The following is a 20,483-nucleotide window of genomic DNA, read 5'->3' on the forward strand; positions in this document are numbered from 1 at the left end:
TTGTTAAATGATACCGTAATTTTGATAAATTGCGGCTTTAAATTGATGCAAGCTCTTAAGATTGTTATATTAGACAAGTTTATCTTTAAATAAACATAATAATATTCCCAAAAAATAAACCCTTTTAACAGGGTAGGGACTATAAGAATTAGTCGGGTTTTATTACTCAACCCATGATGAGTGAAAATGTTTCGTTTAGGATAGCGTTTATTTGATAGCATCAGTCATTGGTTTTTTTATACAGGCAAACATTGCATCATTTGTGACCGATAGTTAAGTTAAGGCAATGAAAATTTAACAAGACCTGCTCGTTATGCTTTAGGATTGGGACAATTGCCCACAAACCTTAAGCCAATAACCTTAAAAAAGTGCGTAAATAGGGCTTAAAAGCCAATCGATAGTTTTAATTTAAGTCACAGAATTAAACGACTACGATTCAAATACTTTTTATACCGTTGTACTTTAGATGTTAATACCCATCAATAAACCTGAAAACGAAGCCGAAGTTACCAAGGATATATAATGAAAAGAATGCTTATCAATGCCACGCAACCTGAAGAGTTGCGTGTTGCTTTGGTAGATGGTCAAAAACTTTATGATTTTGACATTGAAATTCCTTCAAAAGAACAAAAAAAATCGAATGTTTATAAAGGAATTATTACACGAGTCGAACCTAGCTTAGAGGCGGCCTTTATTAATTATGGGGCCGAAAAACACGGTTTTTTACCCTTTAAAGAAATTTCTCCCCTATACAAAGCCGATCCTAAAACAGGTAAAAGTACTCGAGCTACGATCAAAGATAATTTAAAAGAGGGACAAGAAATTGTCGTTCAAATTGAAAAAGAGGAACGGGGTAATAAAGGGGCCGCACTGACGACCTATATTAGTTTAGCAGGAACCTATTTAGTTCTCATGCCCAATAATCCAAAAGCGGGAGGAATTTCACGTCGTATTGAAGGCGATACGCGGAATGAATTACGCGAAACGATGAATGGGCTAGAAATTCCAGATGAAATGGGAATGATTATTCGTACCGCAGGCTGTGGTAAAAATGCAGAAGAATTACAATGGGATTTAGATTATTTATTACAATTATGGCGAGCTATTGAGCGTTCGGCAACGGAACAAAATGCGCCTTTTTTAATTTTTCAAGAAAGCAATGTCATTATTCGTGCGTTACGTGATCATCTGCGCAGTGAAATCGAAGAAATCTTAATTGATAAAGAAAGCTCTTTTAAATTAGTACAGACTTTTTTAAAGCAGGTTATGCCACATTACCTGTCTCGTTCTAAACATTATCAGGATGATGTTCCCTTATTTAGTCGCTATCAAATTGAATCACAAATTGAGACCGCCTATAAACGAGAAGTGTCCTTGCCATCGGGTGGAGCTATTGTTATTGACCATACAGAGGCGTTAACTTCGGTTGATATTAACTCAGCTCGGGCAACGAAAGGCAGTGATATTGAGGAAACGGCACTGAATACGAATTTAGAGGCCGCCGATGAAATCGCTCGTCAGCTTCGATTGCGTGATTTAGGGGGCTTATTTGTTATTGATTTTATTGATATGCTCGCGAATAGAAATCAACGGGCCGTTGAAGGTCGTTTAAAAGATGCTTTAAAAATTGATCGCGCCCGCATTCAAACTAGCCGTATATCTCGGTTCGGTTTATTAGAAATGTCGCGTCAACGTATTCGCCCTTCATTGGGTGACTCGACACAATTGTCATGCCCGCGTTGTAAAGGTCAAGGCTCAATTCGTAATGTTGAATCCGTTGCATTATCGGTGCTTAGAATTATCGAAGAAGAAGCGATGAAAAAGGGCAGTGAAAAAATCATTGCTCATTTACCCATCGAATGCGCGACTTTTTTATTAAATGAAAAACGTAGTGCCATAGAAGAAATAGAGAAACGCCTAAAAGTGGGTATTATTATCCTGCCAAGTAAGCATTTAGAAACACCTGCCTATGATATAGAGCGGATTAAAAGTAAAGATGTTGGGGATGAAAAGCTAAGTTATTTGCAGGTTCAAACCGAAGAAGTGGCTATTCCTGAGTTTGCAAAGCAGCAACCTATGCATAAAGCGGCAACGGCTGCCATTAAAGAATTTTTGCCTGATATGCCGGCGCCTATTCAAAATAAAAAAACATCGGCGAGTTTAATTAATCGTTTTTGGCAAAAACTGATTGGTGATGCGGAAATTACAGATATTAAACCGGATGTAACGGCAAATAATAAAAGTAAAAAGCCCGAAGAAGCCTCAGAAGCGGATAATAATACGCAACGTAAAAGTCGCCCGCCGCGTAAACCCCGTTCGCGTAATAACCCCAATCGAAATCAAAAAAATAACCGTCATAATGTAGAGTCTGTCGGTGAAAAAACAGCGGTAGAAAAAAAGATCGATAGCCCTGAGGTAAAAACTCAAAACTCTCCTGCTCCGAAAACTGAAATAACTAAAGAAAAATCAGAAGTCGATCAAGAAGGTGTTAAAACGGAGACTGCTACACAGAAAAATCCACGTAATAGCAACCAACCTAAATCAGAAGGGTCTACTGAAAAAGCGGAAGTAAACGGTAATATTGGGGTTGATGGTGAAATCATCTCTGAAAATAAAAAACGTGCATCAGGACAAAATCGTCGACGAGGACCGAACCGTAGAAAACCTCGGAACCCAAATTATAAAAAGCCTGAAATTGATTTTAGCCTAGATCATGATAAAGGCGATGCGGTCGTTGCCACTGATACAAAAGAGACTAAAAACGTTAACGAAAAAAAATCACCTCCACCTCAAAAGAAACCTTCGAAAGTTGTTGAAAAAGAGCAGCCATCTAAAGCACCTGAAGCAAAGGTTGCCGATGATAAGGAAAATTCATAGGGGAAAAAGGGTTATATATTAACCCCTACTAATAAGTTAAACGTGACATAGGGTAAGTAAACCTTACTCTATGTCGCTAAACGTAATAAATTTTTGGGTGTTATTTAATGATCATCTTTTAACACCTCTCTAGCAACAGGATGTTTGAAACGTAGTTTGACGTATGAAAGATGCTGATATTTTTTTAAAAAATTTGACACAATTACCGGGTATTTATAAATTATTTAATCACCAAGGTGAGATTATTTATATAGGTAAGGCAAAAAACCTTAAAAAACGGATCAGTAGTTATTTTAATTTAGCAACCGCCTCAGCAAAACAACAACGAATGGTTGCTAACACGGTCACGATTGAAGTCACGATTACCCATACAGAAGGGGATGCGTTGTTGCTGGAAAGCCAACAAATTAAACGCTATCAACCCCGTTATAATATTTGTTTGCGTGATGATAAATCTTATCCTTATATTTTTATCTCGACGGCCCATAAGTTTCCTCAAATCAGTAGTCATCGAGGGGCTAAACGTCAGAAAGGACAGTATTATGGTCCTTATCCCAATGCGGGTGCGGTCAAAGAAACACTCAAATTATTACAAAAAATATTTCCTATTCGTCAATGTGAGGATTCTTATTATAATAATCGCTCACGTCCTTGTTTACAGTATCAAATTAAACGTTGCAGTGCGCCCTGTGTTGATTTAGTTAGTCAAGAGGATTATCAGCAAGATTTGAATAATACCCGTTTATTTTTGGAAGGGCAGGGAGCCTTACTCATTAATCAGCTCATTACTAACATGGAGTTGGCGGCTAAAAAATTAGAATTTGAACAGGCTTCTTATTTTAGAGATCAAATTGTTAAGTTACGAACGGTATTAGAAAAAAATTTTGTACACGGTGAACGAGGCGATGTCGATATTATTGTCTGTGCAGTTAAAGCAGACATTGCTTGTGTTGAAGTATTTTTTATTCGACAAGGACAAAATTTAGGGAGCAAATTATTTTTCCCTAAAATTCATCAAGAGGATAAAGAAGCGGTTATTTTGCAAGCATTTATTCCTCAATATTATTTAGAAAAATCTATTCCCTATGAGTTAATTACCAGTCATTTATTGGCGAATAGTGGTTTGCTTATGGATGTTTTAACGAAGCAAGCGCAGCATAAGGTGAACTTATTGGTAAAGGTTCGCAGTCATCGTCTTCGGTGGCTACAAATGGCCATTACAAATGCTGAAAATGCTTTAGAGACTAAACTGGCCGAAAAACAGAGTATTTATGCTCGTTTTTGTAATTTACAAAAAGAACTTCAGTGTAAGCAACTGCCTAAGCGACTTGAATGTTTTGATATTAGCCATACCCAAGGCGAGCAAACCGTTGCCTCTTGCGTCGTTTTTACCCATGAAGGTTCACTCAAATCAGCTTATCGACGTTTTAATATCGAAGGGATTAAAGGAGGGGATGACTGTGGCGCAATTTATCAAGCGGTTTCAAGGCGTTATCAACGTATTAAAGACGGTGAATATCAAGCCCCTGATATAGTATTTATTGATGGCGGCAGAGGACAAGTGAATGCTGCACAAAAGGCTTTAAGCGAATTAGTCATAAAAAATGTTATGATAGTCGGCGTATCAAAAGGACCTGATAGAAAAGCGGGAATGGAAAAGCTGATTTTAGTTGGGCAACCGCAACCTTTAAATATCAGTTCGGGGGCAAGTGCTTTATTATTAATTCAACATATTCGTGATGAAGCGCATCGTTTTGCTATTACCGCACATAGACAACGACGAGGCAACGTAAAAAAACAATCTTTTTTAGAGGATATAAAGGGCTTAGGGCCAAAAAAACGACAACGATTATTAAAACAATTTGGAGGCTCGCAAGGCATTTCACGCGCAGGCGTAGAAACACTTTGTAGCATAGCGGGCATTAGTCGCCCATTAGCACAACGTATATACGATACTTTTCATCATCAAGATGGCACTTGAATTTAATATCCCAACTTATTTAACGCTATTACGGATTGCATTTATTCCGTTATTAGCTATTATTTTTTATTTACCGTGGCAATATGCAAACATTGCCTGCACGCTGATTTTTGTATTAGCGGCTATCACTGACTGGTTAGATGGCTATCTTGCCCGTAAAATGAAACAAGAAACGGCTTTTGGTGCATTTCTTGATCCTGTTGCGGATAAGTTAATGGTCGCGTTTGTTTTAGTTTTATTAGTTGAAACAGCAAATAGTCTTTATCTTACCTTGCCTGCGGCAATTATTATCGGACGTGAAATTACCATTGCCTCCTTAAGAGAATGGATGGCAGAAATAGGGCAACGTGCAAAAGTAAAAGTTTCGTCCTTAGGAAAATGGAAAACAACAGCACAAATGTTGGCAATTACATTACTCCTTTATGGGGAGGATTTTATGGGGCTGCCAATTATGACTTGGGGGTATTGGTTACTTTATATTGCAGCAATACTCACCCTATGGTCGATGATTAATTATTTAACGGCAGCAATTGCCACGTTAAAAGAATAACCTCCTTGATGAGCGCAATGATACACCTAAAAAAGACTTAGCTTTATGGTTAGCTTTTGTATTCTACAAAATTATAACGATTTACTGGGTTTTATTTGCGACCAAGGAGACATGATTCAAGCGAGTATTAGATAGCTTGAATGTTTCTAAAATAAAATAAAACAGAACTATAATAAAAAGAATGGATAAGGAAAAAGAGAAAGCAATTAAAAAAGTTATTACACAAGATGAGATATTACAAGCAGCCTTAAAGCTGTTTGCTAAAAAAGGCTATTTTAATACGTCACTCACGGATATTAAAGACGCAGTAGGGCTTAAAACCTCGAGTGGTATTTATCAACATTTTAAAACTAAACAGGCAATTGCTGAAGCGTTGTATGGAAATATACTGGATAGCTTAAGTATTTCTATTGACGACATTCGCCGACGAAATCGTAAATCGTCTGAGCAGTTACGTGAGATTGTTGATTTGTTATTTAGATTGACGGATGACATGCCCGAAGTAATACAGTTTTTAATGACCTTAAAAGTGAGTGAGTTTTTACCTGAGCAAAAGCCCTTATTAAATACCCCTCCCTTTGTAAAAATTAAAAAAATATTTCAAATTGGTATTCGTGACGGTGAAATACGTTCACTCGACCCCTTATTAGCTTACAATTATTTTTTTGGTATTATTACGCATACATTAAAAATGGTTTTAACTGGGGATTTAGAGAAAAATGCAGATGACTATCAGTCGCAAGCATGGCTGACGGCTTGGAGTGCTATTGTTAAGCGATAATATTTAATATCATATTTGGATGTTAAAAGTAAGTACAGACTATTAATTTAAAATAGGTCTGTGCTTATGAAGCCTCTGAGGTTTTTCTAACCTCATAACACTATTTACAGTCTTTGCCTATTTTTACTTTTTCAGATTATTTTTGGTGTCTCTCATAAATTTTATTTATTAAGCCTAACCGTATAAAATAATAAGATGAATTTATTAGCCATGATTTTCAATTCTTATTTAGACTTGGTTTCAGGTTCTGAGCAGATCAGTAATAAAATGAATCTTGATATTCAAGCAATCATTGTGAAACATGATCGGAAAAATCGTTTGGAAAATCGAAATCTGAGTATGGAAGGGGGCAGTGAAGTCGTTTTTGTATTACCTGATGTAAGATGTTTGGATATTTGTCATCATGACATCGTAAAAATACGTGGGCAATACATACCCTAAAATACGGGAGTCCAAAATACCTCTTGGAACCCCGTTTATATTTTTGCCTTACACAAAGGACAAAAATAGATAACTATTTACAACGAACCACATCAATTTTAAAGCCCGCCTTTTTCAAACGCTGGTAAGCTTTAGTCTCAGCAACAATAATTTTTGAAGCATTGACCACAAGAGGCTCACCTACAAGCACTCCATTTGCATAACCTTTACATGTATAGGCCGTTGCGTACGATGATGTAGCGATTAACATTAATGTGAAACCCACAATAACTTTTTTCATTTCAATATCTCCTTAAACTTAATACGACTAATTATACTATTTGAAAATTTAATTAGAAAAACGGCATCCAGTCTTCAGTTTAAACTGTAAACTAACCCTTAAAAAATGCCAAAAACAAGATTAGTGCTTGATTATATAATGCAATTAGTCTTGGAATCAAGAGTTTCAAATTTAGCAACCCTTAGAATGATAAAAGCCCCATTCATTAATTTTAAATGAATGAGGCTATTTAATTAAAAATTATTTATTTAAATAGATTATGACTCATAGCGTTTAAAAACTAACGAGCCATTGGTTCCACCAAAACCAAATGAGTTAGATAGTGCAACGTCTATTTTCATGTCTCTTGCCGTATTAGCAACATAATCTAAATCACACTCAGGGTCTTGATTTTCAAGATTAATTGTGGGTGGGGCAATTTGATTTTTAATACTTAAGGCGGTTAAAATCGCCTCAATTCCACCAGCAGCCCCTAATAAGTGACCAATCATTGATTTTGTTGAGCTGACGGCTACCGTGTAAGCATGGTCGCCTAAGGTGGCTTTCATTGCTTCAGTTTCACCCAGATCACCCGCAGGCGTTGATGTGCCATGGGCATTAATATAATCAATCTCATTAATGTTTAATTTGGCATCACGCATTGCATTACGCATACATCGCGCCGCCCCTTCACCACCAACAGAAGGCGTTGTCATGTGATAAGCATCCCCGCTCATTCCATAACCAACGAGTTCTGCATAAATTTTTGCACCCCGTGCTTTGGCATGTTCTAATTCTTCTAAAATCACAACACCTGCACCATCACTTAAGACAAAACCATCACGGTCTTTATCCCACGGACGACTGGCGGCTTGTGGGTCATCATTACGTCGTGACAAGGCTTTTGCTGAGGAGAAGCCCCCCATTGCAGTCGGTGAGGTTGTACAACGCTCAGCCCCGCCAGCAATCATCACATCCGCATCTCCATACTTTATTAAACGTGCCGCATCACCAATATTATGTGTTCCTGTACTACAGGCGGTGACGATAGCAAAGTTAGGCCCTTTTAAACCATATTTTATGGAAAGGTTACCTGAAATCATATTAATAATATTACCAGGAACAAAAAAGGGTGAAATTCGTCTTGGACCTTTTTGATCGTAAGTTGCATAACACTCTTCAATTCCAGTGATGCCACCAATTCCAGCACCAATGGCAACCCCAATACGCTCAGCATTTTCTTCCGTAACTTCAAGTCCCGAATCATCAATTGCTTGGCAACCTGCGGCTATGCCGTAATGGATAAAGCCATCCATTCGTTTAGCGTCTTTTCCAGGAATATATTGACTAATATCAAAATTTCTAATGACTCCGCCAAACGTACTTGCAAAGGGTGAAATATCAAATGAATCAATGGGACTAATGCCACTTTTACCATTGATAATACCATCCCATGTCTCTTGGACGGTATTGGCTAAAGGCGTAATCGCGCCTAATCCAGTTATAACAACTCGACGAGTATTCAAAATAGCTACCTTGAAACACAAAAGAAGGGAAAGGAGTTAAGCGAAAATAACGGGGGTTCATTCACCCGTTATTTTATCGGTTTTTTTTTAACTATTTGTGTGTGTTTATATAATCAATCGCAAGCTGAACTTTAGTGATTTTTTCAGCATCTTCGTCTGGAATTTCAGTGTCAAACTCTTCTTCAAAAGCCATGACAAGCTCAACGGTATCTAAAGAATCAGCACCAAGATCATCAACAAAAGAAGCCTCATTAGAGACTTCATTAATATTAACACCTAATTGTTCTGCGACAATCTCTTTTACTTTCTCTTCAACATTACTCATTTTATTTTCCTCAAACCTTGCAAGTATCTGTTTACTTACTAAAGTTTCATAGTTATCTTTAAGTTAGAAATTCCCGTCACGGCTATACCCAGACGGCGGGGAAATTATACTTGATATTGCAATAAAGTCACACCTTTAAGCCATAAATAGACCACCATTGACATGTAATGTTTCACCTGTCATATAGGCAGCCCCTTCTGACGCTAAAAAAGAGACTGCATGGGCAATTTCTTTTGCATCCCCTAAACGGCCTAGGGGGATAGCCTTTAACAAGGATTGTTTGTTTTCTTCGGGCAATTCTCGTGTCATATCGGTATCAATGAAACCTGGGGCAACAGTATTAATGGTAATATTACGCGACCCGACTTCTTTTGCCATTGATTTACTAAATCCAATCATACCTGCTTTTGCAGCCGCATAATTACTTTGTCCTGCATTACCTGTGGCACCAACAACGGATGAAATATTAATAATTCGTCCGCTTTTAGCTTTCATCATACCGCGTAATACCGCTTTGCTCATTCGAAAAACAGAGGTCAAATTAGTATTAATAATATCATCCCACTCATTTTCTTTCATTCGCATAAGTAAGTTATCACGCGTAATTCCTGCATTATTAACTAATACCCACGGGGCACCCCATTCGCTATTGATATATTTTAGCACGCTAGTAATTGAATCTGAGTCAGCAACATCGAGTTTAACGCCTTGGCCGTTGTTACCTAAATAGGTAGAAATAGCCTCTGCCCCCGCATCCGATGTAGCCGAACCTACGACAAAAAAACCATCGGCACTTAAGCCTTCTGCAATTGCGCGCCCAATACCCCGACTTGCCCCTGTTACGAGGGCTATTTTCTTATCCATTTAATTTCTCCAAAACAGTGTCTAACGTTTTAAGGTCATATAAGGTTGAGTGATTGGCGGTTTTAACAATACGTTTATTAACCCCCATTAATACTTTACCTGGACCTAACTCAACAAAGCTTGTCGCACCTTGGTTATGCATAGCATTAATACTTTCTACCCAGCGAACAGGTTTAAATAACTGTTCTATCAAGGCATTACAAATTATTTCAGGGGATTCATGATGGTTTGCATCCACATTATGAATCAAGGTTATTTTAGGAAGATTGACCTTAATTTGTTGTAATTTTACATGAAGTTTTTTCGCCGCACTTTCCATTAATGAACAATGAGAAGGAACACTCACGGGCAATTTAATCGCACGCTTTGCACCGACTTCTTTTGCCGCAAGCATGGCACGTTCGACCGCTGCAACATGACCTGCAATAACCACTTGCCCAGGTGAATTAAAATTCACCGCAGAGACGACTTCATTTTCAGCAACCTGTTCACAAACGTCAATGACTTGTTGATCTTTTAAGCCTAAAATAGCGGCCATTGCACCAACCCCGACAGGAACCGCCTCTTGCATTAATCGTCCCCGCTCAGTAACTAATTTAAGAGCATCATCAAAATGCATCGCTTCAGCGCAAACTAAGGCGGTATATTCGCCTAAACTATGACCTGCAACCCAAGTCGGTCTAATATCGGACTGTTGACACCATAGCCTCCAAACAGCAACGCCTGCCGTTAGCATCGCAGGTTGAGTATTATACGTTTGATTTAATTCATCTGCTAACCCGTGTTGAATTAATTTCCATAAATCAAATTCAAGAGCGTCTGAGGCTTGCTCAAAGGTTTCAGTAATAATAGCATGGCTACTTGCAAGCTCGGCTAACATTCCTATGGATTGTGAACCTTGCCCAGGGAAGACAAAGGCGATATGTCCATTATTTTTATTATTTTCCAAAGTTTATTTCCTAATACTTAATTAAGGTAGAACCCCAAGTAAACCCTGCACCAAAGGCTTCTAATAGAATGATTTGTCCGCGCTGTATTCGTCCATCACGAACCCCTTCGTTAAGGGCTAGTAATACGGAGGCCGATGAGGTATTTCCTTGGTGTTCTAAGGTAAGAATAACTTGATCAATCGACATTTTTAATTTACGCGCGGTGGCGGCGATAATACGCGTATTAGCTTGATGAGGAACCAGCCAGTCTATATCTGTTTTTTCTAAACCATTGGCAACTAAGGTTTCATCAACAATACGTCCTAAGGTATTCACGGCCATTTTAAAGACTTCATTTCCACGCATATTAATAAAGCCTGCTTCCTCTTTATTCGCTTCGGTTGCCACTTGTGGATTAGGGCAATATAACAAATCTTCATATTCACCATCGGAGTGAATATGTGTTGATAAAATCCCTGTTTCATCGGCGGAATCAAGCAATACCGCGCCTGCGCCATCTCCAAATAAAATACAGGTTCCTCGATCTGTCCAATCGACTAAACGTGAACAAATTTCAGAGCCGACCACTAAAACTTTGTCCGCTGCGCCATTTTTAATATATTGATCGGCAATACTCAGGGCAAAAATTGCGCCTGAACACGCGGCCTGTATATCAAAAGAAACACAGTTTTGAATATCCAAGCGTTGCTGTAATAAACAAGCCGTACTGGGATAAACACGGTCAGGGGTTCCTGTGGCAACAATAATTAAATCAATTTCACCCGCTTCAATTTTAGCCGCTTCAATAGCTTGTCGTGCTGCAATTTCAGCCATTGATGCACTACTTTCATCGGCTGCGGCAATACGACGACTTCGAATACCCGTCCGTTCATAAATCCAACTGTCCGAGGTATTAACATGTTGTGATATTTCTTCATTCGTCCGTATGGTTTCAGGTAAATAGCCCCCTGTCCCAATTATTTTTGAAAAACGCTTCACAGAGTCTCCTTTTCAGTGTCCATAGTTTCAAATTTTTTGATAATTCGTTCAGTCACTTTCATCTTAACTTGAGTTTCCGCTATATGAATCGCCGTTTCAAAGGCTAAGGCATCCGCACCCCCATGACTTTTAATGACTAATCCATTTAAGCCTAAGAAAGTGGCCCCATTATGTAATCGTGGGTCAATGCGTTGCTTAAATGCGGTTAAAACAGGGTAAGCAATTAAACCGACTAATTGACTGAAAATATTTTTTGAAAAAGCTGTTTTTAAGGACGTGGCGATCATTTTAGCGGCCCCTTCAATTGACTTTAAAGCCACATTACCGACAAAACCATCGGTGACAATTAAATCAACTTTTTTAGAGCCTGCATTTAAAGAATCGCCTTCGACATAACCAATATAATTTAAAGGGGAAGCCTTTAGAAGTTCAGCGGCGGCTTTGACTTTATCGTTACCTTTGACATCTTCTTCTCCAACATTTAATAAACCCACGGTTGGGTTTGCAATATTATCAACGGCTTTTACTACTTCAACCCCCATCATTGCAAATTGATGCAAGTGTATGGCATCGCAATCCACATTGGCCCCTAAATCCAACACATGAGTATGACCATGAGTCGAGGGTAACGTTGAAATAATAGCAGGACGATCTATCCCTGAGATACGTTTTAAAACAAAACGGGCTGTTGCCATTAATGCGCCTGTATTTCCAGCACTGACACAGGCATCGGCTTTGCCATCACGCACTAAATTAATAGCCACCCGCATTGAGGAATCTTTTTTATTTTTTAATGCTTTTGCAGGGGCTTCGTCCATGTCAACGGACTGGGACGCATGTTGAATTTGAAGTCTATCAGGATAGTCAATTAAAGCGTGGGAAAGAGATTTTTTAAGTAGGTTCTCATCACCCACTAAAATTAAGTTTAACGTCGGGTTTGCACTAAGGCATTGAAGGGATGCAGGAATGGTTACTTTAGTGCCAAAATCCCCGCCCATTGCATCAATTGAAATTGTTAAGCTCACGGCTAAATTTTTGGGAAAAGTTTAAAAGAAAGGAGGTTAAGGAGCAGGCATCTAAGCTATAAAATTTTTTATAGGTTTTAGTGTTAGCACTTACGCCCCCTAGCAATGAAATCGATTGTTCAATTAATCTATTTCAGCAATAACGATTTGACGACCTTTGAAAAAGCCATCTGGAGTCATGTGATGGCGTAAATGTATTTCACCTGTCATAGGGTCTACGGATAACGCTTTGCTGGTTAATGAATCATGTGAACGACGTTGGCCACGTCTTGAACGGGTTACTTTGCTTTTTTGTACAGCCATCAGGGGCCTCCAGTATTTTTAAGTTGGGCTAAAATAGAAAAAGGGTTATCAGATTGTTTTTTTTCATTGTCTTCTACGCTTTCCGCTTCATCCATCTGCGTTTCATCTAAACACGGTTGTGAATGGCGTGGAAAATCAGGCAATGCAAGTAATAATTCATCTTCGATCAGTTGATTTAGAGAAATCTTTTTTTCCTCTAAAATAAAAGGTTCATATTCGCCTGCAAGCTTGTCGGCATGTTCAAGTGACTCAACAAAAGCAAGGTTAATAGAAACCGCTAAGGGTAAGCTTAAAACCTCTAAACAACTTTGGCATTCAACGTTTAAGTCTGCGTGCATTGTTCCATTAAGGGTTGCTAATCGTTTACTTTTAGAAAAAAATAAATCAATTTTTACGCAGCCATTATTATTGGACAACACATCGCTTAAGCGAGTGAACTCATTTAGGGCTATTTTACCCGTCAACTGCCTTTGTCTTTCAGCAAAAGCAAGCGGGTCAATGAAATCTGGCAATCTATCTAACATAACCTTGCAATGATATAGATTATTAATCTTATAGTCAATATGATGCGTTAAGTTTACCCAACTATTTTTTAATTTTCATCGTGTTTTTATAGGAGTCAACGGCTAAGCTTAAGCCAACCGTTACGTAATAAAGAGGATCATTTTATCTGAAAAGCTCGTAAAATCCCTTCCTTCATGTCGGGGATGCAAGGGTACTCTTGACTTTTAGTTGAACTCATAGTAAATTTTCTCTATCATTTTTCGATTCACCTGCGGTAACCCCGCTAAAAATCGAATGTGTAAACGTTCCTCAACCGCTCTGGATAGGCGGGGCTAGTCTGTGAAGTGAACGGTGCAGTAATGCCGTCAGCAGCAGAAATCAACGTGTCATCGTGAGATACACGCTCCTGAGTAACATCAGGAATTCCTGTTCCCTTTAAGGCGGGGAGGATGTCAAAATCCGAGATAGCTTAATTAATTCAAACTAGCATAACTTATAAACACTCTGGAGAACTTATAATGAAATGGGAAACACCGGCTTATACTGACTTACGTTTTGGTTTTGAAGTAACTATGTATATTTACAACCGTTAATTTTCACGGTTTTAAATAGAAAGAAAGGGGCGGTAATGCTCCTTTTTTTTGCGTGTTAATTAAGTTAATCTCGCTATTTTATATTTTTTTCAAGCTCATTTCATGATACTTTAAGATTTTTATTTCTTAATTTTACCAACAGACTAACTTATGAAAATACGCGTTTTAGGATCAGGAGCAGGCGGCGGTTTTCCGCAGTGGAATTGTAATTGTCACAATTGTCATCGCTTGCGTCATAACGAAATGGCAGGAACGGCGCGTACCCAATCTTCTATTGCGGTGAGTACCGATGATCGTAATTGGTTACTTTTTAATACCTCCCCTGATATTCGGGCGCAATTAGAATCATTTCCTGCTATTCAACCTAAAGAAGGGGTTCGTGATACGGGGATTAAAGCGATTATGTTGATTGATAGTCAAATTGATCATACCACGGGAATGTTGATGCTCCGTGAAGGAAAGCCCCTAGACGTTTATTGTACGAATATGGTTAAGGATGACCTGACGACAGGGTTTCCTTTGTTTAAAATGTTAGAAGATTACTGCACCGTTAATCATCACCCTGTGCCGACGGATGGCCGTAGCTTTACGATCCCACTTATTGATGATTTACGTTTTTATACCCAAGCATTAAAAAGTAAAGCCCCCCCTTATTCGCCTCATCGTCATGACCCTCATGAAGGGGATAATATTGGCGTTATTATTGAACAAATATCAACAGGTAAAAAAGTCTTTTATTCGCCCGGTTTAGGTGAAATTGAACCTCATGTCATGACGGCGATGAAAGAAGTTGATTGCGTTTTAGTGGATGGGACATTTTGGACTGATGATGAAATGTGTACTCAAAATATTAGCCCTAAACGTGCGCGTGAAATTGGGCATTTACCTCAATCTGGACCTGGTGGAATGATTGAAGTATTAAATAGTTTGGATACCCCCCGTAAAATTTTAATTCATATTAATAATACCAATCCTATTTTAGATGATGACTCAAACGAGCGAAAAATTCTTAATGAAAATAACATTGAAGTTGCTTATGATGGCTTAGAAATTGATTTATAATTATCATTGATTCTCTTTTGTACCGTAGGGTGGATTTAGCCGCCCTCCCTACGTGTTTTCCAGTTTGCTTAAGGTCCTAGCTTATGTATGAAAATTTAGAAACAGCCGTCTCGCCCGAAACATTAAAACGTGTCGTTGTTGATCCCGTCTCTCGTGTAGAAGGACATGGAAAAGTAACCCTTTTATTGGATGAAAATAACAAGGTTAAACAAGCTCGATTACATATTGTTGAATTTAGAGGCTTTGAACGCTTTATCCAAGGTCGTCCTTACTGGGAACTTCCCGTTTTGGTTCAACGCTTATGCGGCATTTGCCCCGTTAGTCATCATTTAGCGGCGGCAAAAGCGATTGACCAATTAGTGGGCGTTGATCCTGAAAATTTAACCCCCACCGCAGATAAATTAAGGCGACTGTTACATTTCGGACAAGTCTTACAATCTCATGCCTTACATTTTTTTCACCTTTCAAGTCCTGATTTATTGTTTGGTTTTGAAAGTGACATCAGCAAACGTAACATTATTGCGGTATTAAACGATTACCCTGACATTGGATTGCAGGGGGTTAAGTTACGAAAATATGGCCAAGAAGTGATTCGAATGGTTTCTGGAAAACGGATTCATGGCACAGGGGCTATTGCGGGGGGAATGAATAAATCCCTAACCCGATCAGAGCGCGATTATTTACAAAAAGATATTAAAGAAATTATTGCGTGGGCAAACGATTCGGTCGCCTTGATTAAAAAAGTACATTGTTCAAACCTACCTTATTATGATGATTTTGCGACGATTCCATCCAATTACCTTGGATTAGTGAAAAAAAATGGGGCTTTAGAGTTTTATCATGGTGGAATTCGGGTAAAAGATACGGAAGGTCAGATCCTTATGGATCAGGTCGATTATTGCAAATACAATGATTACATTCATGAAGAGGTTCGTTCATGGACTTACATGAAATTCCCTTACCTCACCGAACTAGGTAAAGATAAAGGTTGGTATCGTGTTGGGCCTTTAGCGCGGCTTAATACCTGTGATTTTATTGATACGCCGTTAGCCGAAGAGGCACGCGTTGAATTTAAACAACATAGTCCCGGATCAATGGTTCATAGCACCTTAGCTTTTCATTGGGCGCGATTAATTGAAGTGCTTCATTGCGCTGAAAGTATCGAAAAACTCCTTAATGATGTGGATATTATGGGGTCTGACTTAGTGGTTCAAGGTGAAAAACGTTTTGAAGGGGTCGGGGTGATTGAAGCACCACGAGGAACGTTATTTCATCACTACCAAGTGGATGAAAATGATATTGTCACGAAAGCTAATTTAATCGTCTCAACTACCAGTAATAACACGGGAATGAATGAGTCGGTTCGCCAAGTTGCCGCTGAATATTTATCAGGTCAAGAATTAACAGAACCCTTATTAAATAACTTAGAAGTGGCGATTCGTGCCTATGACCCCTGTTTATCCTGTGCAACTCATGCCGTAGGAAAAATGCCGTTGCAACTCGAATTAGTGGATGCCAACGGGGAGTTGGTTGATAAACTCATCAAACATAATGGCTACCAACTTAAGACGGGACAAAATAAAGAACTAACTGCGATATTCTTGTATCATAGGTTAATGACTAAAAAAACAGAACAACACAGAAAATACGCGCAGCTAGTCACGCAATTATCGCTGAAATTACAACAACAGGCAAGCAAACTGTTCGTAACTTAGCTTCAATTGTTGGTCGCTCAAAAAGCAGTGTGCATCGTCATCGTCAAGCGCAAACAAAGCGAAATCGACATCCTGAATCATCATTATGGGAAACCGAGGCAGGTAGTTCTTGGCAAAGATTAATGGTGTTTTCCGCCTTGTATGTCTTTGGATTAAAGGCAGGCGTAGGTGCAGAGACTTTATCGCTGTTTTTAAAATGATACGGATTGACACCCATGTGGGCGTATCACCCGACGCACTGCGGACTCAAATCAATAAAATGGAAGTCTTATTGCCGTAGTTTCAGCAAGAATGCGAAAAAAGTGTGAAAAAACAAACACGTAAAGTTGTTGCTGGGCTGGATGAGACTTTTTCGGCAACTTTATGATTTTAGTTTTAATGGACTTACGTTCTGGCTATCTTTTGTTGGAAGATATTAGCGATGATAGGTGCTACGATACTTGGTATAAAAAGGTTTCGCCACGATTAGAATCATTAGGCATTGAGGTTAATCATGCGATTAGTGATCGCGCTAAGGCGTTGATAAAAATGGCAGTGACGGGGTTTAAGTGCGAATCGGGGGCAGATATTTTTCATGCTCAACAAGATATGAGTCGCTGGTTAGGCGCGAAAATCGGCAGGCGTGCAGCAAGGGCTGAAAAACAGCGGCAAGCAGCGCAAACCGCAGAGTCTACTGTTTCTAAAACGGCAACGATGCAGAAAATTATTGGACTTAAAACAACACGGATAACGGCTGAAAAAGAGCTTGAAGAAGCCAAAAAATACAAACAGATTATCACGAAAACTTACAAGGGATTGCGGATGAAGTTCATCCTTTTTCACTCAATGATAGTCGTAGAAACGATGCGGAACAGGTTGAGAAGTTGCTAGAGTTAAGAGCGCGAGCCTTTGAAAAAATAGCGGAAAAACAAGGGATTAACGATCATAAAGGCGTGATGAAAAAGTTTCGTAATCAAATAAAACCGTTAGCGGTATCCATCAGTTTTTGGTGGCTTTGGGTACGCGAAACCTTGCAAAATTTGGGGCTTGATGCGGATACCGAATATTGGTTGACCACAACATTATTACCCGTTGTTTATTGGAATCAGAAAATGGAACAAACTAAAAGCCGCAGGTCAAAGGAAAACTATCGAAAAGCTTGGGAAACCGCGTCTGATAAGCTCAAATCAGACCCATTTAGTGCAAAGTTATCAATCAGTGAAATGCAGCGATGGCTAACATTGGCGGAGCATATGGCAAGGCAGTTTCAACGCAGTTCATCTGCGGTGGAAGGGCGAAATGGCTGTTTATCGCAAATGTATCGCAATGGGCGAGGTTTGAATAAAAAGCGATTAAACGCGTTGACGGTCATTCATAACTACGGAATCAAACGTGAGGATGGCACAACCGCCGCCATGCGTTTATTTGATACCGAGTTTCCAGACTTGTTTTCATGGCTACTGAATGAAATGGGCGAGTTACCGCTTCCTAGAAATAGTCGAAAGCGTGTGTTTTCTAACCCTTTGAAATTGCTGGATGTCCCGTCTTAAATTGGTAGCCTGATATTCGACTAAACGAGGCGCGGTAAAATTATCGAGATGCTTAAATAATCTATTATCTCCAATATGAATTTGTTCTTTTTTTAATATTTCTGGAACAGGAATAACGAGTGCAAAATCTTTTAATTCCCCTTGATAATCGTTCATTAAACTCAATACGGTTTTATCGTCCTTTTTCACCATCACTACTTGTGACGCTTGGTTATAAAGGGACGCATCGGCTTTAGCGACATAAAAACCGCAAAATGCTTGCGAGAATTGCGGTATAAAAAAGAGGGTTAAGAAAAGTAATTGTTTAAACATAAGAATCTCCTAAGAAGACGACCATTGATAAGCAGGGGCGGGGAAAATCTTATTCCATAAGGGAACAAAAAAAGTTGCCCAGAATAACCCCCAAATAATCCCTTGATTCCAGTATAGCCAATATTGCCAACTATATGCGATTAGGGCGACTAAAATAGCATGAATAAGTCGGCCCAGTCGTCGATGCGGTGTTGTCATGGGATCTGAAATCATAAAAAAAGCAAACAACAATAAGGCTCCATTTTGAAATTGGTGAAAAAAAACCGCTAAGGGGTATCCATACCAAAAGATACGAATACTTAAAAAAAGAAACGCGTAGGCGATTAAAAAATAAGTGGTTATATCTAAGCGTTGTGCATTTCGAGTCACAAAAAAACCCGCTGCAATGAGCCAGAGTGCGGTGGTTAAATCAGCCCCCCATTGACCGCTTGTAATCCATGTTTCAGGAAAAAAACTGAGGCCTAAAATAACCCCTAGATTAGCAGGATTAAATAAATGCGTGTTAAAGGGACGAATGATAAATTTAGAGGCAATCGCAAGGCTAACCACAACAGGGTGGACCCATAAATTAGCACTGCGTAATAATAAGCAAAGACCCAAACAGGTAATCGCCGTACTTAAAAAACTACGCTGGCTAATCGTTAAAAAATGAAGAAATAAGGCTTGTGTGAGCAAACCGCTAACAAACGTTAAGACCACCTGACTCGGTAGTAAACTAAAATCACGCGCTAAAACGCCAACTAATAATAAACCGGCCATAATGCCTAGCTGCCAGAGGCGCGTATCTATAGTTGCTATTTTATTCACAGTCGGTATCCTCAATAGTTCGGACAGTTTTTGTAACCCATTGATTTAAAAAAGAATTTACCAACACACCTCGTAAATATAAAACCCTTTAAAATCAATTGCTTATAGAATTAAGACCGCTATCTTTTTTAAAACTGTCCGAAGTACTGTATCCTTTAAGTCATTCTTAATTATAATTTAAATCCAACGAGTTTGAAAATGAATGAAAATGAAAAAATAATAAAAAAAGAAGTAAAACAGATTGCTCATGTTTTAACCGAGGCGTTACCTTACATTCAGCGATTTAATAATAAAACGGTCGTGGTTAAATTTGGGGGCAATGCCATGATTGATGAAAAATTAAAGCAGAGCTTTGCAAAAGATATTGTATTGATGAAACTTGTGGGAATTAACCCGATTGTCGTTCATGGCGGAGGGCCTCAAATTGGTGATTTTCTTAAACGATTAGGAAAAGATAGTGAGTTTGTCAATGGAATGCGAGTCACCGATAGCGAGACGATGGATGTTGTTGAAATGGTTTTAGGGGGGTTAGTTAATAAAGAAATTGTTAACCTAATTAATCAAAGTGGCGGTAAAGCGGTCGGCTTAACAGGTAAAGATGGTGATTTTATTCATGCGAAAAAAATAATCATGAAAAGTAGTGACCTTGCCACTAAAGCCTCTGAAATTATTGATTTGGGTCATGTCGGAGAAGTTGAAAGCATTGACCCCTCTGTTGTGGACATGCTAAGTCATAGTAATTTTATTCCCGTGATTGCCCCTATTGGCGTGGGTAAAGATGGCCGTTCTTATAATATTAATGCCGACTTGGTTGCGGGTAAAGTTGCCGAAGTTTTACAGGCTGAAAAATTAATTTTACTAACGGATACACAAGGAATCTTGAATAAAGAAGGGCAATTATTAACAGGGTTATCGGTCAACGATGTTGATAAATTGATTGCAGAAGGTGTCATTCATGGCGGAATGATTCCTAAAACAAATTGTGCAACCGATGCGTTAAAAGGCGGGGTCTCTAGTGTTCATATTATTGATGGACGGGTTAATAATGCGGTCTTGTTAGAATTATTTACCGATCAAGGCGTTGGAACACAATTATATTAA

Annotated in this window: 22 protein-coding genes; 11 read left to right on the forward strand and 11 right to left on the reverse strand. The window is 38.8% G+C overall.

Annotated elements, in window-relative coordinates:
* Positions 1-522: 522 nt before the first annotated feature.
* The 4 genes from Q9M50_11995 (at position 523) to Q9M50_12010 (ending at position 6,189) form a co-directional block, all read left to right on the forward strand.
* Positions 523-2,877 (forward strand): Rne/Rng family ribonuclease, encoded by a 2,355-nt coding sequence (locus tag Q9M50_11995; protein ID MDQ7091333.1) that lies wholly within the window; start codon positions 523-525, stop codon positions 2,875-2,877.
* A 163-nt stretch (positions 2,878-3,040) separates the two neighbouring features.
* Positions 3,041-4,858, forward strand: a complete 1,818-nt coding sequence (gene uvrC / locus Q9M50_12000) for an excinuclease ABC subunit UvrC (GenBank protein ID MDQ7091334.1) — start codon at positions 3,041-3,043, stop codon at positions 4,856-4,858.
* Positions 4,848-5,408, forward strand: a complete 561-nt coding sequence (pgsA, locus tag Q9M50_12005; GenBank protein ID MDQ7091335.1) for a CDP-diacylglycerol--glycerol-3-phosphate 3-phosphatidyltransferase — start codon at positions 4,848-4,850, stop codon at positions 5,406-5,408. Before uvrC ends, pgsA begins: the two co-directional genes overlap by 11 nt.
* Positions 5,409-5,589: 181 nt before the next feature.
* Positions 5,590-6,189: a TetR/AcrR family transcriptional regulator gene (locus Q9M50_12010; protein MDQ7091336.1), complete on the forward strand. Its 600-nt coding sequence runs from the start codon at positions 5,590-5,592 to the stop codon at positions 6,187-6,189.
* A 514-nt stretch (positions 6,190-6,703) separates the two neighbouring features.
* On the opposite strand, the gene Q9M50_12015 is transcribed toward Q9M50_12010, so the two are convergent.
* From Q9M50_12015 to Q9M50_12055, 9 genes are all read right to left on the reverse strand, one after another.
* Entirely contained in the window at positions 6,704-6,910 is a 207-nt protein-coding gene (locus Q9M50_12015; protein MDQ7091337.1) for a hypothetical protein, read from the reverse strand.
* 257 nt (positions 6,911-7,167) lie between these two features.
* Entirely contained in the window at positions 7,168-8,415 is a 1,248-nt protein-coding gene (gene fabF, locus Q9M50_12020) for a beta-ketoacyl-ACP synthase II (protein ID MDQ7091338.1), read from the reverse strand.
* Positions 8,416-8,506: 91 nt separating this feature from the next.
* Entirely contained in the window at positions 8,507-8,740 is a 234-nt protein-coding gene (gene acpP, locus Q9M50_12025) for an acyl carrier protein (protein ID MDQ7091339.1), read from the reverse strand.
* Positions 8,741-8,875: 135 nt separating this feature from the next.
* A complete protein-coding gene (fabG, locus tag Q9M50_12030) occupies positions 8,876-9,604 on the reverse strand; it encodes a 3-oxoacyl-ACP reductase FabG (protein MDQ7091340.1) in 729 nt (242 codons plus the stop codon).
* Positions 9,597-10,553, reverse strand: coding sequence for an ACP S-malonyltransferase (gene fabD / locus Q9M50_12035; protein ID MDQ7091341.1), 957 nt, complete (start codon positions 10,551-10,553; stop codon positions 9,597-9,599). The genes fabG and fabD overlap by 8 nt, the downstream gene beginning before the upstream one ends.
* 10 nt (positions 10,554-10,563) lie before the next feature.
* Complete coding sequence (locus tag Q9M50_12040; GenBank protein MDQ7091342.1) at positions 10,564-11,532, reverse strand: beta-ketoacyl-ACP synthase III; 969 nt, start codon at positions 11,530-11,532, stop codon at positions 10,564-10,566.
* Positions 11,529-12,557 carry a phosphate acyltransferase PlsX gene (gene plsX, locus Q9M50_12045; protein ID MDQ7091343.1) on the reverse strand — a complete coding sequence of 343 codons (1,029 nt, stop codon included), beginning with the start codon at positions 12,555-12,557 and terminating at the stop codon, positions 11,529-11,531. Before plsX ends, Q9M50_12040 begins: the two co-directional genes overlap by 4 nt.
* A gap of 123 nt (positions 12,558-12,680) precedes the next feature.
* Positions 12,681-12,860 carry a 50S ribosomal protein L32 gene (gene rpmF, locus Q9M50_12050; protein ID MDQ7091344.1) on the reverse strand — a complete coding sequence of 60 codons (180 nt, stop codon included), beginning with the start codon at positions 12,858-12,860 and terminating at the stop codon, positions 12,681-12,683.
* The gene (locus tag Q9M50_12055; protein ID MDQ7091345.1) at positions 12,860-13,372 is read right to left on the reverse strand and encodes a YceD family protein; all 513 of its coding nucleotides are present in this window, start codon (positions 13,370-13,372) and stop codon (positions 12,860-12,862) included. Before Q9M50_12055 ends, rpmF begins: the two co-directional genes overlap by 1 nt.
* A gap of 510 nt (positions 13,373-13,882) precedes the next feature.
* Between Q9M50_12055 and pqqA the strand changes: the two genes are divergently transcribed.
* The 6 genes from pqqA to Q9M50_12085 all read left to right on the forward strand — a co-directional run bounded on the left by pqqA (position 13,883) and on the right by Q9M50_12085 (position 18,263).
* Complete coding sequence (gene pqqA, locus Q9M50_12060; GenBank protein ID MDQ7091346.1) at positions 13,883-13,957, forward strand: pyrroloquinoline quinone precursor peptide PqqA; 75 nt, start codon at positions 13,883-13,885, stop codon at positions 13,955-13,957.
* A gap of 150 nt (positions 13,958-14,107) precedes the next feature.
* Positions 14,108-15,019: a pyrroloquinoline quinone biosynthesis protein PqqB gene (gene pqqB / locus Q9M50_12065; protein ID MDQ7091347.1), complete on the forward strand. Its 912-nt coding sequence runs from the start codon at positions 14,108-14,110 to the stop codon at positions 15,017-15,019.
* An 83-nt stretch (positions 15,020-15,102) separates the two neighbouring features.
* Positions 15,103-16,734, forward strand: a complete 1,632-nt coding sequence (locus tag Q9M50_12070) for a Ni/Fe hydrogenase subunit alpha (GenBank protein MDQ7091348.1) — start codon at positions 15,103-15,105, stop codon at positions 16,732-16,734.
* A gap of 29 nt (positions 16,735-16,763) precedes the next feature.
* Positions 16,764-16,934: a hypothetical protein gene (locus Q9M50_12075; protein MDQ7091349.1), complete on the forward strand. Its 171-nt coding sequence runs from the start codon at positions 16,764-16,766 to the stop codon at positions 16,932-16,934.
* 163 nt (positions 16,935-17,097) lie between these two features.
* Complete coding sequence (locus tag Q9M50_12080; GenBank protein ID MDQ7091350.1) at positions 17,098-17,604, forward strand: hypothetical protein; 507 nt, start codon at positions 17,098-17,100, stop codon at positions 17,602-17,604.
* The gene (locus Q9M50_12085; GenBank protein ID MDQ7091351.1) at positions 17,598-18,263 is read left to right on the forward strand and encodes a DUF6399 domain-containing protein; all 666 of its coding nucleotides are present in this window, start codon (positions 17,598-17,600) and stop codon (positions 18,261-18,263) included. The genes Q9M50_12080 and Q9M50_12085 overlap by 7 nt, the downstream gene beginning before the upstream one ends.
* Here Q9M50_12085 and Q9M50_12090 read toward each other — a convergent pair.
* Positions 18,192-18,575, reverse strand: coding sequence for a DUF2330 domain-containing protein (locus Q9M50_12090; GenBank protein ID MDQ7091352.1), 384 nt, complete (start codon positions 18,573-18,575; stop codon positions 18,192-18,194). The two genes, Q9M50_12085 and Q9M50_12090, sit on opposite strands and share 72 nt — an antisense overlap.
* A 9-nt stretch (positions 18,576-18,584) precedes the next feature.
* Positions 18,585-19,382 (reverse strand): RnfABCDGE type electron transport complex subunit D, encoded by a 798-nt coding sequence (locus Q9M50_12095; protein MDQ7091353.1) that lies wholly within the window; start codon positions 19,380-19,382, stop codon positions 18,585-18,587.
* A gap of 198 nt (positions 19,383-19,580) precedes the next feature.
* On the opposite strand from Q9M50_12095, the gene argB reads away from it, so the two are divergent.
* Positions 19,581-20,483 carry an acetylglutamate kinase gene (gene argB / locus Q9M50_12100; protein MDQ7091354.1) on the forward strand — a complete coding sequence of 301 codons (903 nt, stop codon included), beginning with the start codon at positions 19,581-19,583 and terminating at the stop codon, positions 20,481-20,483.

Source organism: Methylococcales bacterium, assembly GCA_030949405.1.
Classification (GTDB): Bacteria; Pseudomonadota; Gammaproteobacteria; order Methylococcales; family Methylomonadaceae; genus WTBX01.